Origin of the sequence: Chitinophaga sp. ARDCPP14 (assembly GCF_051362515.1) — a bacterium.
GTDB lineage: Bacteria > Bacteroidota > Bacteroidia > Chitinophagales > Chitinophagaceae > Chitinophaga.
The window spans coordinates 208,193-225,093 of sequence record NZ_JBKIXB010000012.1; the positions used below are offsets into that span (position 1 = coordinate 208,193).

A 16,901-nucleotide genomic window follows, 5' to 3' on the forward strand; every position below is an offset into this window, starting at 1 on the left:
TGTTATAATGGATCCATGCGAAGATAGGCTGTAAATGGAACAAAGCTTTGTACCTTTGCCAGGTATTTTTTAACCTTACAAAGCGAAGGCATTATGGAATCATTAAAAGGAAAAAAAGCCCTGATCACCGGTGGGGGCAAAGGTATAGGCCGGGCGCTGGCAGTGGCGCTGGCACAGGAAGGCGTGGATATAGCCCTGTTGGGGCGTAGTGCCGGTTCACTGGAGGCCGTGGCAAAAGAAATCAGTAGTATAGGCGTAAAAGCAGCTTACGCAACTGCAGATGTGAGCGATCTGCTGGCGGTAAATGAGGCAGTGGCCCAGCTGACAAAAGAGCTGGGGGAACCTGATATCCTGATCAACAATGCCGGCATTGCTGCTTTTGGCAATTTCATGGAACTGGAACCTGCTCAATGGGAGCAGATCATCCGGGTAAACCTGCTGGGCGTGTATTATGTAACCCGGGCGGTATTACCGGGTATGATAGAAAGAAAAACCGGCGACATTATCAATATATCTTCTACTGCGGGACAACGGGGCGCACCACTTACCAGCGCTTACAGCGCCTCCAAGTTCGGCCTGCTGGGCTTAACAGAATCGCTGATGCTGGAAGTAAGGAAACATAATATCCGGGTAAGCGCCTTAACGCCGAGCACTATTGCGACGGATATGGCAAAAGACCTGAACTTAACGGATGGGAACCCGGACAAAGTATTGCAGCCGGAAGACCTGGCGGAATTTGTAGTGGCGCAGCTGACGCTGAACAGAAGGGTGCTGGTGAAATCAGCGGGGTTATGGTCTACCAATCCATAAACGCGGGGATCCTTGTTTCAGCAGGCGCTGTTCTGCTGAAACAAGATAATCCGCTTATTTATTACAAATACGATAGGCGTATCCGATAGAGGCAGTAGCGGCGCCGGTATTATTTTTACCATTAGCACTGCCTTCCTGGATATTGAGGAAGCCATAGTTTCCACCCCCTTCCACAAATACCTGGTGACGGCCAAAAATATAGGCCAGTCCTACGTTTCCACTTACTCCTAGATTGAAAGTATGTAACTGGTCTTTGATGTCTGTTGTTCTGTCGAAAGACTGAGGCTGCTGCGTAATCGGCTGTTTCCCTTCTTCATCGAGGTAAAGGATGCTGCTGCCGCTGGTAACCTGTTTAGCGCTCAGGAGGAAGCCGAAAAACGGGCCGGCATCCACGTAGAGGCGTAACGGTGAGGTAGGTCCCAGGTTCCAGCCAAATTTAGCCAGGATGGGGACCATCAGGTAGTTCAGTTTTGCCTGGCTTTCGAAATTGGCATACAGGTAGGTTGGCGCAGGCATACCGGGAGGCAATGCGGCTGCCATTTCAGGCGGGAACGGGAATGCCTGAAGCCCTTCTTTTTTACCACCCTGCGAAGAGTAGGAAATCATGGCTTCAATAGAAAACAGTTTGCTGACGTGGTATTCACCGAGGATACCGAAATCCGGCCCCTGGCGGGAGCTGTAACCGGTGTTGAGTGGGTTGCTCTCACTACCGCCGGCAGTAAGATTCGGAATACTGATGCCTCCGCGGACACCGAGATCGACCTGCGCCTTTGCCTGTAAACCGAAAAATAGCAAGAGGGCAGGCAGGAGCCATTTGTAAGAGCGATAGTGTTTCATAGTAAATAGATTGTATATCGAATTTAACACTTATCTCACATTACTCAGCCAACCTGCTACAAACAATAATACCTCACGGCTGGTGGGTTCGTTATGCATTTCATGGTACATGCCCTCCCACTCGCGGTAGGTAAGCAAGGCCGATGGCGCCCTTTCAGCAAATAAGCGGGAGCCTTCCACAGCGGTAAATTCGTCGGCATTACCGTGGATAAGCAGGGAAGGCACGCATAGTTCAGCCGCATGCAACAGGCACCAGGCGCCGTTTTGGATCATATCATTGGCCAGTCGCAGGCTCAGTTTATCATGCCGCAGGGGATCTGCCCTGAATTTTTCTACTTCCGCCTTATCATGTGAAATTTTGTTGATGTCCAGCCCCTGTTTGATCCGGATATTGGGGGCGATGGCACTGGCCACTTTCAGTACTCCTTTCAGGAAACCGCCGGGGCGCATGCCAATAATCAAAGCCGGCGCGGAGATCACCGCCGCCAGTATATCGGGCTGCCGCCGGAGTAAAAAGCCAGTGAGCACGCCGCCGCCCATACTATGGCCGTACATCACCACCGGTTTGTGATAGGTATCCGCCACATAACGCACGAAGCTCTGCAAATAATCGAACATAAAATCAAAGCCTTTGGAAGCGCCTTTGGCGCCATCACTTTTACCGTGGCCATAATGGTCGATGCCGATCACTGTATATCCTTCCTTCATGAAAAAAGAGGCTACCTGGTCGTAGCGGCCAATATGCTCCCCGATGCCATGTACAATGATCATAACCCGCCCGGAGTTTTCGGGGCTCCAGATGATACCGTGAAACCTGGTACGCTGATAAAACCAGTGAAATTCATTCATAGCCGGAGATGCTGGTGCAGAAACGAAGATAAAGAATATCTTTACGCCCTATTTCAACCAGATAAAATTAACTGAATAACACACATGAGCAAACAAGCCACCACTTCGCCGGTATACAGCATTCCTTTAAGTTACCGTAAGATGGAAAACCTGCATATTGTTTTCTGGCTATTGAAAGATATCAGCTGGTGCATGATATGGAAGCCCCTGGGCGTAGCGATGATCTTTCCCACCCTGATCATTTCTATCGTGATCGCCTGGCGTACCCGCCAGTTCATGTCGGAGCTGTGTCATAATGTGGCGATCTCTGTGTGGATTGCGGCCAACTCCTACTGGATGATCAGTGAATTTTTTCATTTCGATACACAGGTAATTACGGGCGATATTACCTTTAAACACCTGGCGCTGATTCCTTTTGTAACCGGGATTCTTATACTGGCCTATTTCTACCTGTATTATCAACCCAGGCATAAAGAAGAAGCAGAAGTAATCACTGAATAAGGCGTGTATGCAACAAGGTTTGTATTTCCGGTTCCAATAATGATTTCTTTTCCACCGTAATATTTACCAGGTAATAACTATTCCCGCTGCAGAGTGCATCCCATCTCCATTCAAGCTGGCTGTTGCTGTGGCGGGTACGGCTTTCGTACCACCAGGCAGTGTATAACGTAGTGTTCTCTTTTTGTAATTCAGCAGTATATACTTTCGTGTCCGCTATCGTTACTTCCGCTATTTTATAAAACCCAAAGCCACTTCCTTTCCAGCAAATCATCGGCTGGTGATCTGTAAAATAAAAGCCCGGAATTCCTTTTACATACAATAATGCGTTGGCCCTGGTTTGTTTGATAACATGATCGTCCAATACAGCGTAGCTGTAGCCGGGCAAATGTTTTACCTGCTGGTCCATTTCGCCGGAAGCGGCCTGTTTTTCCTGCATAAAAAAGTGCCCACCGATAATGCCTATGGCCAGCACGCCGTGTAACAACCAGCCATATAACGGTGGCGGTTGCACGCCGGTATGCACGGGCTTTGCCTTTCCATAGCGTTGCAGCATCCATTTAACACCCGGCAGTAAGGGAAGGATTACATAGATCAGCAGTGTGGCAATCCCCATAGCATCATGCGCCATTGCTTCCGGCGGTAAGGCAAACTGCACCAGCAGTATAATGCGGAACAGGTTAGCAGTTATATTTAACCCGGTAATAGCCAGTAACACCACCAGGATTGCGGTAAACGACAATACTTTCTGATAACGGCGTTGATAAAGGGCTATCAGCATCACGCCGCAGAGCAGCGAGGTGAGCATCATCTGTAAACCCATACAGGCGGGGTCTACACTGAACACATTACTTCCCAGCAGGATCATATTACCTGCGGTGGTAACGGCCGGGTTTATGCCCGCCAGTATATTACCAGCCACACCCGTGAGCCATAGCCTGATCGGGAAAGTGAATACATTGACCATAAAATCAATTGCCGGCGCAATGAGCGCAGCCGTGATGAAAGTGAGCGTTTGTAATCTCCCCAAGAAATATTCTGTTACAAAAAATAAGGCGGTGATAAGCGTGGCATACCGGATAGTTAATACAGGGATCTGCCACGACAGTAACAAAAAGAATAATGCTATCCAACCGCAACGGGTACTTCCGGGGCGTGACCGGTCGGGCTGAAACACCACTCCCATCGCTATTACACACAACATAAAGAAAGTACTCTTCCAGGAAAAATAATGTTGCAACTGCAATACACCAGTTATCGTATAAACCACCGGCAGTATCAATACCGGCAGTTTTGTTCTTCCCGTTAATAACCGTATATGCGGTAACGTTAGCATACGCTTCTTTTCCGATTAAATAATTTTTCGAACCGCACATAGGCGAGTATACCTATCGCTATTATGAAGAGTGCCCATTCATGCGGTTCGGGTACGGCCCCATGCCCTTTAAGAGAGGCGTTCTTCAGGCTGTTTACATCATCGCTGATCTCAAATTTATCATAGTCGGCCTGCGTTTCGAGTACAATCAAACTCGACAATGGTGTTACCACGTAAGCAGCTTTTGCAGTATTGATCAGCGCTGTTTCTGAAGACAGATCCTCTCCTGTAACTTTTGGTCCCAGATCCTTCAGAATGGAATTATAGGCAAAGAGGCGCGCCAGATGGTCGGGTCCCTGTGTTTGCATACTGCCCGTGCTGCGGGCAATGCGGATACGCGCATCTTCCATGATCAGCTGCTGGCTATCCTCCTCTTGCCGCAGGAAGCTGTTGTTGCGTAATTGTGACAGCAACTGATTCGTGGATCCATTTTCGTATACCAGTGACCGTGATTCTTTCAACGTAGCCAGGTAAGGGCTCAGGATGTTACCTATATGATATAATCTTATTTTCCCGTGAGATAAAAAACTGCGCAGATTACTCCTGAAAACGGAACTTTCCAGGTCGCTGAGCTGAGGCGAAATATTGTCTGAACTGCTGATCACCAGTGCTGTTGGAGGATTTATTATTTTATAAAACGGAAAGAGGGAGAAACGCTGGTCGTGCAATTCGTTAAAAAGATCCTTCCTGTTTTCTTCGTTCACTGCTATCATTCCGTTCCGGGGATGAAACATCCATACTTTCTTACCTTTCAGTTGGGTAAGGATCTCTCGGTAATTATCATAATTCCAGCTATGATTTACATCCAGGTAATAGTTCTCCGGTGCAAAAAATTCATAAGATGGCTTGTAAGGTAACAACGTATATCGCTCACCGTTAAAGCTGAAGGCAGCATTGTTTATTGCCTCATCAGGCATTGTTAACTCCCAGTCCGCATTATACTTCCCGATTTTGCCAACCGTCTTCTCTTTATCCCTATAAAACCCGGCCGGATAATTCAGTCCTCCGGGCCATTTATCCATATTCAGTTTTACTTCATAACGCGCCCCCTCATATGCCGGCCCTTCAAACCATACCGGTTGATACACCAGTTTACCCTGTTGTACTTTCAGCGGAGAGGTAATCCCGATCTTAAATTTCCGTTCTTCATTTTGCGGCACCGGAAATACACGCACTACTACGCGGTTGCCTTCCTGCCAGTGTACCACCGACGGATCACGACGTTGCCTGCCAACGATTTCCGAATAGGCTTCTGCAGCTTTTGCCTGGGTAGTGAGGATGGCTTTTTCTTCATGGTTATTGATCCACAACGAGAGGGAGGTAACCACTGCGCCTTCCGGCAAATGCAATGTATAGATCGCCTCCTGGCTGTTACTCCATCGCTGTTTCGGAATATTTTTAACCGTGTAGGTATTTTCCGTGTATGCCAGGTGATACTGTGGCCAGATGTCGGCGGTTGTGCCCACACTGGTAGTTACCAGGTCTTTCCCGCTCCAGTAGCGGTCTACTGCATAATGTCTTTTATCAAACATTACATTCAGCATCTTCAGCCGGTCTTCTTCAGGGATAGCAATAGTGCCAAACAGGGCGCCCGCGGTCATAAACAGGGGATCATGCGTCAGCTTTTCACCGAACTCCCTGGTAGGCGTACTCCAAAGATTGAAACCCGACCGGATACCCGGGCTGGTATAAACAATACCTGTTTTCAGCAGCTGTGCTGTTATAAAATCAATCCGTGCTTCCTGCGCGGCCCGGATCCAGGGCGGCAACTCATCCCTTACTGCAACATGGCTGTTGTTGTAGGCGTGTTCCATTTTACTTTTGTCTGCTATATATATTACGGAATACAGCACCAACGTTGCGAATGCCAGTGCACCTGACCATAAGTAAATGAGCCGGTAACGGTACACCGGCCATATGAGATTTCTCACCATCCGGAAGTTAAACCAGAGCACAAAAATGGGCGAAAACGTAACGATAGAAAGCCCGATGGCAATCAGGGCAATCATGCTGACAAGATACACCGGTACCAGGTAAACAGCGAGGTAGAAAGGCAACAGCATTGTAAATCCAAGCACCGCGCATTGCAGGTATTTCATCCATTCCGGCCATCTTTCAAAAAATGCAAATGCCAGTATATTGACACAAATAAAAATCAGCATGACCACTAGCCAGGTGGCTGAAGACTCAAACAGACGGATACTGTCATTTACTGTATAGGCATCAGTGAGCAACAGCACCACGAATACAGACATCACTTTCCTTCTCCCCTCCCATGGTTTAAGAAAGCCGCCGATCCAGCAGCTGAAGAAATAAAGTAACGTTAGCAGGTGTGTAATGATGAATGAAGCTTCTGTGCCTTCCGGTAAAAAGCAGGAATAGCACTTCGCGAAAAGGGCAAAACATAACAGTGTCAGGCCGAACACATAAGGCGCCGGCAAGGTTCTGGAGGTAGTGACTTCCATTATAGATGATTTGAATACGCCTCAAATGTATGAAACAAAAAGTACTTTGCGTTACAAAGTATAAATAAAAGATTCACTAGATCAGAAGACGCAGGGAGAATTAATCCGTTATACCGTATGCTTTACGGATATCCAGTTGCAGGGTGTTGGCAGCAGGAAGTGCATGTATGCCGGCCTTATTCATCGTTAATCCAGCGTAAGACAGGTATTGCTGATAGTTAACAGGAGCGGGCGTTTCCACATATATGAAGAAGTCGGCCAGGGATTGGCCGGCAATGGTTTCACATGTCTCCCGGAACTCTTCCGGTGTAAATCCACGTTGCAGTTGCAAATAATATTGACGGTATAAAGTCCGCATCACATCATCCAGCGATTGCTGATTGTGGGTAGCATGGCGGATCCGCAGATCCAGCAGGAAGGCAAGCACCGGTCCTTTTTCATAGCAGGAAATAGTTTTGGCCGGATCACCGCCAAAAGGACCATCATCCCAGGTTTCATAGCTGGCAGCGGTAACAGATTGTACTCTATTGCCCGGACGTTGCTCACACGACTGTATATGCCCGTGCAACGCCTGCAGCAGGTTGGCGCCTGACATTAATCCAGCCCTTTGCAGCACCAGGTACTCATAGTAGACAGTGAACCCTTCCGACACCCACAACAGTTTGGTACGATTAGCAGCATCATAATTAAAAGGTCCCAGTTCCACCGGGCGGATCCGCTTCACATTATAATGATGAAAATATTCATGTGCCAGGAAACTATAGGTACGCTGACGCGCTGCTTTATCATTTAATTCGTCGCCGGTAAAAGATACGGCTGTTGAATTCAAATGCTCTATCCCACCCTGGCCTGGTCCGATTCCCAGAAACGTGTAGTGGTTGTAGGGAATATCCCCGATGATTCCGGCTGCCGTGTTGACTATCTTTTCCAGGTCGTCCATGAACCGGGCGCGGTTGAAGTTACCTGGCTGAAAGGCCGTAAAATAATGAGGAATCCCTTTTACTTTAAAGGCGGGAAAAGATTCCAGCTCCCCCATCAGCAGGGGGCTGTCGTACAGCACATCATAGCTGGCGGCTGTATAAGTATGCTTACTGAGTGTATCCATTCCCGTAGCCACCTGCCAGTTGCCATATGGCTGCACGGTGAGCACAACGGGACTTCCTGTTTTCCCTTCCGGGTGCATAAAAACACCCGCCGGTGTAATATAGCCGTGATCTCTATCGAGGTAGCTGGTCGCTACAAAATTGCGGTGGGCGCTTATCTTATAAGTGATCTTTATCTCAGCGCCGGGTGTATGAACGATCTCCCAGCTGTTGGCGTTTGTTTTATGCCACCGCAATGTATCATTAGCGGTGTTATATACATGAAAATCTTTTACCTGTCCGGCATAGTCCATCAGTTGATAGTAACCGGGTGTCCACACCGGGAGCTTCACCGTGGTGTGGGTGGTGCTGTCTGTTTTATAGTTCATTTCCACTTCATATACACCGGCAGCCGGATCAGGCATGCGCACATTGAACGCTATGCGCGGTGATTTCAGGCGGATAATATTCACCGACAATGCGGGTACGCTCCAGTTGAACTGTGCCGCTGCATTTCGAATAGTAGAAGTATGCGGTGTATAGGCTTCCGGCGATGCAAATGAATTCTCTGCATCCGGTTTATCTGCCGTTAATGTAATCACTTGTGCAACGGGACTCACAGAAGCTCCCTCCAGCCGGATATCTGCATCTACGACACTTTCACCGGCATTCACGATCTTGAGGATGATATCGCCGTTCTTTTCATCCCGGCCTGCAATGGAAAATAATTTTTGCGGCTCGCGGTAGGTCATGAGCAGTGAATTATCTACAAAACATTTCACTTCATCATTGCTTACCTCGAGGCGGATATCATACCAGCGGCCGGATTCTAACGGGGCTTTCAGGCGCACCGGATTACTGATACCGGCCACGTCGTATCCGTTGGTAAGACTTTCGAACATGGCATTGGAATTCAGCCAGGAGCCTATATGTGCGCGTAAGCAGGTATTGGTATCCTTTACTGCGAAAGGAATAATAAAGGCATTGACCCCGCCGGTTTTACGGGCTTTGAGCGACAACGTATAGGCGTTAAAGTGGCGACCTTTCAAGATAGCCAGTTGTTGCGCACCGGCAGCTGTTTGCGCCAGCAGGCCGGATTGTTTTTCCCAGTTGCCCCTTACCGGGAGCCAGCCGGTTAGCTGCGGATCAAGGCGACTGTTATACACCGTATCTCCCTGTTGTACGACGGTGATATCTTTATATTCTGCTTCTGTATCCCAGGTAGCGAGACCAATACTTCCTGAAAATTTCGGTGTTACATTCTTTTCCGGCAGCAGGGTGGTTGTTACCGGGTAGTTGAAAGTGGCTTTATGATCATTGAGCATGTTGAGCGTGTAATAGGAGATCCTTGCGAAGCTGGCGCCTGCGTTGAAGTGAATGAGGTTCACCGGCCAGTCCACATCATGTTCATTGACCAGTAAAGGTGCATAGCTACTCATCTTTACCAGGTCGGCATTTTTCTCCATGCTCATTACATACACGGCATCGCTGAGGGCCGCCTGCATGTTACCGTTGCCCACACCGGCGTTGGTGGCATACTCCCCTACATACATCTGCCAGCTGCCACGTTTGTATTTATCGAAGTGATCAAAGTTGCGCAGGCTCCAGCCGGCATCTTTATAGGCATGTTCGTCCACGATATCTGTATGCTGCATACTATCGAGGGTATGGCGGTTTACATCACCGATGCCCATGCTGGCAATAATTTCTATTTGCGGGTATTTCTTGTGGATGGCGTCATAAAAAAGGTTATACCGCTTTGCATAATCAGGGCCATGTTGCTCATTCCCCACCTCTACGTACCTGAGCGGAAACGGCGCCGGGTGGCCATTGGCGGCACGTTGTTTTCCCCAGCGGGAAGTAACCGGACCAACCGCATATTCAATTGCATCCAATGCACTTTGAATATAGGGCGCTACGCTATCATCTGGCACAAAGGTGCCGCTGCGGTATTCACAGGAAATGCCCACATTAAAAACATACAATGCGGCGGCGTTGATATCTTCACAGAATTGCAGGTATTCATGATATCCGAAGCCATTACTGCTCCAATAACCCCATGGGCTATACGAAGCCGTGCGCTGCTCCACCGGGCCAATCGTAGTTTTCCAATTGGGGGCACTTTCCACGGTGATCCCTTCCACGTAACAACCGCCCGGCCACCGTACAAAGGCAGGCTTCATTTTTTGGATGAGCGTGGCGATATCCGCCCGCATGCCGTTGGGGCGGTCACGGAAGGTATGCACCGGGAACAGGGATACCATATCCAGCAGCAGGGTGCCGTTTTGATGAAAAGTGAGTACCAGCCGGCCGGCAGGATCACTTCCCTTCGCCGTAAGAGTAGCGTTATATTTTTTCCAGGAAGCGGAACTGCTGATCTGCAACACGGTATCTGCCAGGACTTGTCCTGATGCGGATTGCAGCGAAGCAGTTACTTTTCCCGTATAGCCTTTAACGGTATTTGCGAAGAAGGACAACCGGTAGGCGGCTCCCTTTTCCACGTTCATGCCCCAGAATCCTTCATTCACCAGGGCTGCACCTCTCCCGGTTATCTTCACCTGCATCGCATGCGGCGTTGCGGCATTTAGCGGATGATCCGTTACCAGCGACAGCTGTGCATTGCTTTCCGCATGCCAGGCCGGCCACCGGCTTTGCAGCGGCCATTCCATTTTCCAGTCCGATACCTGGCCATGCAGCATAAAATGCGGCTTTTGCGGGAAAGGCACCAGCCAGCCATTTTCCAGCTTTGTGCCGGCGGGAATGCGGTGATCTTCAAAGCCGCGGTTTTGCACCATTTCAGCATATAGTCCTCCTTCCCCGGCATGACTGATCTCTTCAAAGAAAACGCCGTGCAGGGTAGCCGGGATAGCGGCGCCCTTTTCCGTGGCATTTACAGTGATTGCAGCCCTGTTCTGGGCAATGGCGGAGCTACTTCCTGCAAGCAGGCAGATAACGGCCAGAAAGCCTTGTTTCATGCGATTCATATATTACTCAACGATCCATTCGTGTATTCCGGTGGCATTATCTGCCGGTAATTGTATTTCCAGTTTTAACGCGGTAGTAGTTACCGGCTCAAAAGTGATCACATTATACTTATCCTTTTCCACCGTGTAGGGCGTTTTGGCATTTACCGGTTTCCATTCGGCTCCCTGCTTGTAATACAGCTTCCAGGCAGCAGGTACCCTGCATCCACCAAAAGGACCGTCGTCGTACCAATACACTTTGGAACTGCTTACGGTATGAGTGCTGTCGAACGTATACTGCACCCATTCCGTAGTGCCTTTGGCGGGCCACCAATGCAGGTAAAGAGCGCTGTTATCCTTGGAATCTTTTGGCTCGTACTGATCGTTCAGGGCCATATACATGCGCTGATTTTTTACAGACGCTGTTACCTTACTTTTGGAAGCAATGGTGGGTGCAGGTTTTGGACGGGCAGCCGAAGCTTCAAACGGAATCCATACGGTCATTTCAGCAGGACCGCGGTTAGCCCAGGAAAAATAGGGTATAGCCGTTACCGTTTGACTGCTGTTAATCAGCGAATCCGAATGCAGTTGCCGGCTGGCGGAATTGCCAGGCATTTGGAGGGTCATTACCCCACTGAGCAGATCCGGGCGATACACGGGAGAAACCAATGTCTGTTTATCCACTACAATATTCTGTACGGTAGCATCTTTATTATCCGGTCCTTCCAGGCAATACATAATAGGGCCGCGTTCCAGTGCAAAGCGGGAGTGGTCGTCCTTTACTGCATCGGCAGCCAGGATCTTTCTTACTTCCATCGGGAACTCTAGTGTCACCTTATCTCCTTTCTTCCAGGAGCGGCTGATCACCGCATAACCTTTTTCTGTCTTGTAGTCGATAGGGCTGCCATTGAGCAGGATGGGGATTTTTACGGCTGAACTGTCGTCTTCAAAATACAGGTTGCCTGGTACCGGCCTGTTTTCCGCCCAGCCCGGAATACGCACCCGGAGCGAGAATGTGGTAGGTTTGGCAGTATTGATAGTGATGTCATCTTTTCCATTCCAGGGATAATCCGTTTGCTGTACGATATTTACTTTACCGGCTTTCAATTGAATAGTAGCGGAGTCGCCCACAAAAAGATTTACGTACAGGTCATTGTCTTTCTGCGCATACACATACCCCGGCATAGAAGGCAGGAAGCGGGTCATATTGGAAATGCAGCAGGCGCATCCAAACCAGGCGCTTCGCTGATGCTGTCCCATAGAGGCCAGCGGGTTGGGATAAAAGAAACGGTCGCCGCTGATGGATACCCCGGAGAGCAAACCGTTGTACAGTGTACGTTCCAGCACATCAATATATTTTGCATCGCCGTGCAGGAGGAACATACGGCTGTTCCAGTATACGTTGGCAATGGCGGCACAGGTTTCCGCGTAAGCCGACATGTTCGGCAATTCATATGCAGCACCAAAGGCCTCTCCTGCGCCGGTGGCGCCAATACCGCCGGTGATATACAGTTTCCGGTCCACCACATCATCCCAGATATCATCAATGGCTTCCAGGTATTTGCGATCACCTGTTAAGGCGGCTACATCGGCCATACCGGTGTACATATAGGTAGCACGTACGGCATGTCCTACTGCTTCGTGCTGATCTGTTACTTTCTTGTTCGATTGACTGTATTCCTGGCTGTATTTGCTACCTGGTCCGCGAACGTCCAGGAAAAATTTTGCCAGGTCGAGATACGACTTATTGCCGGTTACCCGGTACAGGCGGGTGAGCCCTGTTTCCACGATCTGGTGGCCTGGGAATTTTTCCTCCTTCCCCCAGCCGAAGTCACGTACCAGCAGGTCGGCATTGCGGATCGCAATATTAAGCAGCGTTTTTTTACCGGTAGCCTGGTAATGTGCTACCGCCGCCTCAAACAGGTGACCTGAATTATATAATTCATGGCTCAGGTCCTCTTCCTTCTCCCATCTCCTGCTGCCAATCCATTCATGTGGTTTTGCCGCTTTCACCGTGCGGAAGGTATAGAGATATCCATCTTTCTCCTGGGCGGCGCCGATAATACTGATCAGTGTATCCAGGTACTTTTCCAGACCGGGATTAGGCTGCATCTGCAACCCGTAGGAAGCGCCTTCTATTACTTTATACAGATCGGTATCATCAAAGGTGTATTCGGTGAGCTTATCCCCAGGGATTTTACCTGCCGCGCGTAAAAAGTTATCGATGCGACCTGTCTTTTTACATTGCTCCAGCGTATACGGAATCGTTACACTGGCGTTGGTTCTTATTTTCGGCGCCCAGAAATTGTCATTCACCCTTACCTGCGTAAAGGCCACCGGTTTAATCGGATAATCTTTCTGCAACTGCGCCTGCACGATAGTGTTGGCCATCAGCATACCGGCGCCGGCCAGCGCCGCCTTTCCCCAAAATGATCTCATACCTTTTGTCTTTATAGTCTTCGAATATAATGTTTTATAACTGTCTAAATAACAATTATTTGTCATACCGCAGATGCTGATCCAGCACGGGATTTTACTGATTTTTCTCCTGGCAATAAGAAAATAGATAGTTATTCATAACATGAATGGATTCACGGTCGGCAAAATATATCCACCAAATATAATTGTCATAATGACATTTAAAAGTATTGATAAAAAAAGAGGAATACTGCGTAGATATTAACGAGTATTCCCAACATTTTGTCAATCCCTGAAATCCTGTCTGTCACGAAGTTTCCTGCAATCGATTACTACCTCCGCCAGGATAACTATGCTATCAATTTACCGATTATTAGTCGCTGCAGCGAAGCAGCACTACCCCATGCGGGGGTATATCTGCGGTGTAGGCAACGGGAATAGCTCCCAGGTTCCGCTGGGTCCATACATTCCTTACCTGTGGCCGTGCAGGCATACCGATATCTTTCCACGGCACGGTGACGCGGCGGTATTGCCGGTCTTTATTAAAAATACCTATCGCCTTACTCCCATCAGCCAGCGGTTTCACCCATACTTCATAGTGCGCAGTGGCTATACGTCGCCCCGCAGCCATACCCAGCGTGTCCTGGTCGATAGCCAGCACTTCATCATTGGTAAGCAGGTTAAGCGTAAAAGTATCTATCCTGCTGATATCGCACCCGATAAGCAACGGTGCGGCCAGCAAGCTCCATAAACTAACATGCGTATATTGCTCGTCCGGTGTAAGCCGGGTGGGATGCAGGTTTTCACCCCAGCCCACCTGCCCTACGATCATCATGTCCGGATCGTTCCAGTTACCAGGACGGGCATACTTTTCAAGTGGATACTGTCCGAAGCCGATGCCAGCCATGCTTTCCCAGGTATCATCAATATCTTCTGTCGTGCGCCAGGTTTGTGCATCCACCTGGGAACCCCATTTCCACACTTCCCTCAGTCCGTACTGGCACAGGTTATACACAATATCACGCGGATACTTCCGGATGGCCCGCCGCATCACACGGAACGGGTGAATGAACGTTTCCAGGCTGGTATCGGCGGGCATCACCTGGTCGTAACTGCACCAGTCGTATTTAAGGTAGTCAATTCCCCAGCCGGCATAGGTGGCGGCGTCCTTCTCCTCATTCCGGTAAGAGCCCAGGAATCCGCCACAGGTAAGCGGACCAGGAGAAGAATACATTCCAAATTTCAATCCCCTGTTATGCAGCCAATCGCCCAGCCCTTTCATATCGGGAAACTTTCCGTTAGGAAGGATGCTGCTGTCGGCAGCACGCCGGGGTTGCTGCCAGCCGTCATCAACATTGATATAATTCCAGCCGTGATCGGCCAGGCCCTTGTCCAGCAGCGCCTGGGCAGAGCTTTTTACTTTTTCCTCACTCACGCTGAGTCCCCAGCAATTCCAGCTGTTCCATCCCATTGGAGGCGTTAATGCAATAACACCGCCTGCCTTGAGCAGCAGCGATTGTGTAGCAACTCCCAATGCATTACTCACAGTAACAACTATACGATAATTGCCAGCCTCTTTTACCACGCCGGTAATCACGCCATGGACGCTGTCGATCATTAACCCTTCCGGCAGCCCCGATGCACGGAAATGAAGCGGTGCTGTTCCGGTGGCCGCCACTTTGAAAATGACGGGCGCACCCGGACTAACACCGTACACCGGGGCACTGTTAATCCGCGGTTCAGGCGCAGGCGCCGGGGTCTGGAGATAAGGCACGTCCAGTTCTCCTTTTAGCTGATGCCCGGTAGCCGTTTCTGTGAAGCAATAACGTAAACGGATACCCGCTCTGTGAGGCGCCTCCATGATAAACGCGCTTTTTGAGCCGGGTGTAAGTGTCATGGCCTCCACATGGCTCGCAATCTTTTTTCCGGCCGCTATATCAAATATATCGCTGCGGAGTGTACCCTTTACCGTAGTATTGAACACATTCGTCAATTTCACTGGCAGCGATGTTTTCTTATCACGGAACACAATCTGGTCTTCCGGCAGCGTTAGCCGGATACCATCAATTTTCCGGAGCAGATCCACGTAAGGTATGCCCATAAAGATCCCTCCTGTACCACCGCCATCAAACACTCTTACAGCTATCACGTTTTCCGCGTCCCAGCGGATAGCGCTGTCTGAAGCCGGAATATGATACTCCCGGATGTATGGCCACTTGCTGACATAACCACCCACGTCGTGCGGGAAGCTACCGGTTTGCCCTACCCGCACGCCATTCAGCCAGGTTTCATCTACATCATTTACATGCGCAAGATAAATCCTCAATGAATCTTTCCAGGCAGCCTGCTGCTTCAGGCTGCGGGGAATCATCACCTTCATACGGTACCAGCCATATCCGTGATAGTCCGGGAATCCCTGCGACTGCCACACTTCACCGGTTTTTATCCGCTTCCAGTGCCGGTCGTTGTAGCCTGGTGCAGCCCACTGCAGGGAGTCGCCTGTTGCAAACGCCGCTCCTTTCAACATCAGGGCATCAGGATGCTGGGCTATAGCTGGCAAAGCAAAACAGATCATTAATACTATAAACCATCCATGTTTCTTACACCCGGTCATTGTGTCTTTCTTTAGTTACTTATAACTTCGTCACGTTAGGCATTCTTATCGTCACTTCATAGCTGCCTTCAAATAGTATCTGGAAACCAAACCGTGGATTGGCTGCCCAGGCTTTGGCAGCGGCGCCATCCATCTTAATAAACCACGCCGGGATGCGGTAATAGATCAGGTAATTTACATAACCCGGGATCAGCTTGGACGGATAAGGAGCGATGGCATAGTCTGTGATCAGTGCAGTATCTGTTACAATCACCGGGTTAAACCTCGCATAGGAAGCAAAAGAGGGACGATCACCACGGGTAATCACTTCTCCGTTCTTCGGATTAAACAGTTTGCCGTTCTTATCCATGATCTTCAACATCACTTTGGTACCGGTAGCGGATACACGTTTTAATTCCATCGTTCCTTTCATCTCACCCGGGAAAGTATTGGTAACAGAGTCGAAACCGGGGATCACCGGTACTTCCGTCATACGGATATACTCCGGATCTTCAATATGCAGCCGGGCCAGATTCTGGTATACCCTGCTCCCGTTTACATTCGTTGCCTTCACATCAAACTCATACACCCCATTGGGAATAAAGGCGGAAGGCGATTTAAACAGGAATCCGCCGTTTACCGGGTTAAACTCAAAAGGCAACTCCTGCAAACTGTCCTGTTTTGCGCGTAAAAGAGCAATGGTGGTATCGGTATCCGGGTCAAAAGACATTTTATCTTTAAATACCCATACCGGGTACCTGGTGTTAAATGCCGCCGGCAATTTGCCACCGCCCACCGGCCGTATATCCAGCATTTCAAATTTTACCGGTGGTGTAGATCCATCAAATAAAATACCGGGATAGCGGGCGGTAATCCCTTTCGGAATAAATATCTCCGGACTTTTGTAACGGATACCATCGCTCAGAAAACCTTCTTCCACTTTGCTACATGCCGTATTCATCAATACAAATGCGATGATGGCGAATAAGATATATTTCATAGTCATCTTAT

At 49.2% G+C, this 16,901-nt stretch carries 10 protein-coding genes; 2 read left to right on the forward strand and 8 right to left on the reverse strand.

All coding sequences use genetic code 11. The annotated features are described in order from the left end of the window. Window positions 1-93 precede the first annotated feature (93 nt). Window positions 94-810 carry a 3-ketoacyl-ACP reductase gene (locus ACLHR0_RS27015; RefSeq protein ID WP_436490842.1) on the forward strand — a complete coding sequence of 239 codons (717 nt, stop codon included), beginning with the start codon at window positions 94-96 and terminating at the stop codon, window positions 808-810. Window positions 811-864: 54 nt separating this feature from the next. Here the strand turns inward: ACLHR0_RS27015 and ACLHR0_RS27020 are convergent, their stop codons facing one another. After that, entirely contained in the window at window positions 865-1,647 is a 783-nt protein-coding gene (locus ACLHR0_RS27020; RefSeq protein ID WP_429046581.1) for a porin family protein, read from the reverse strand. A gap of 30 nt (window positions 1,648-1,677) precedes the next feature. After that, window positions 1,678-2,496 (reverse strand): lysophospholipase, encoded by an 819-nt coding sequence (locus ACLHR0_RS27025; protein ID WP_429060592.1) that lies wholly within the window; start codon window positions 2,494-2,496, stop codon window positions 1,678-1,680. Window positions 2,497-2,580: 84 nt separating this feature from the next. Here ACLHR0_RS27025 and ACLHR0_RS27030 point away from each other — a divergent pair, with 84 nt between their 5' ends. After that, window positions 2,581-2,997, forward strand: coding sequence for a hypothetical protein (locus ACLHR0_RS27030; protein WP_370911272.1), 417 nt, complete (start codon window positions 2,581-2,583; stop codon window positions 2,995-2,997). Here ACLHR0_RS27030 and xrtN read toward each other — a convergent pair. The 6 genes from xrtN to ACLHR0_RS27060 all read right to left on the reverse strand — a co-directional run bounded on the left by xrtN (window position 2,987) and on the right by ACLHR0_RS27060 (window position 16,890). Then, window positions 2,987-4,330: an exosortase N gene (xrtN, locus tag ACLHR0_RS27035; RefSeq protein ID WP_436490845.1), complete on the reverse strand. Its 1,344-nt coding sequence runs from the start codon at window positions 4,328-4,330 to the stop codon at window positions 2,987-2,989. The two genes, ACLHR0_RS27030 and xrtN, sit on opposite strands and share 11 nt — an antisense overlap. Further along, a complete protein-coding gene (locus ACLHR0_RS27040) occupies window positions 4,324-6,834 on the reverse strand; it encodes an XrtN system VIT domain-containing protein (protein WP_436490847.1) in 2,511 nt (836 codons plus the stop codon). Before ACLHR0_RS27040 ends, xrtN begins: the two co-directional genes overlap by 7 nt. 100 nt (window positions 6,835-6,934) lie before the next feature. Further along, window positions 6,935-10,891, reverse strand: a complete 3,957-nt coding sequence (locus ACLHR0_RS27045) for an alpha-L-arabinofuranosidase C-terminal domain-containing protein (RefSeq protein WP_436490848.1) — start codon at window positions 10,889-10,891, stop codon at window positions 6,935-6,937. Window positions 10,892-10,903: 12 nt separating this feature from the next. Further along, window positions 10,904-13,318 (reverse strand): glycoside hydrolase family 127 protein, encoded by a 2,415-nt coding sequence (locus tag ACLHR0_RS27050; protein WP_436490850.1) that lies wholly within the window; start codon window positions 13,316-13,318, stop codon window positions 10,904-10,906. 352 nt (window positions 13,319-13,670) lie between these two features. After that, entirely contained in the window at window positions 13,671-15,857 is a 2,187-nt protein-coding gene (locus tag ACLHR0_RS27055) for a putative Ig domain-containing protein (protein WP_436490852.1), read from the reverse strand. 73 nt (window positions 15,858-15,930) lie between these two features. Then, entirely contained in the window at window positions 15,931-16,890 is a 960-nt protein-coding gene (locus ACLHR0_RS27060; RefSeq protein ID WP_429046574.1) for a hypothetical protein, read from the reverse strand. Between the last annotated feature and the right edge of the window lie 11 nt (window positions 16,891-16,901).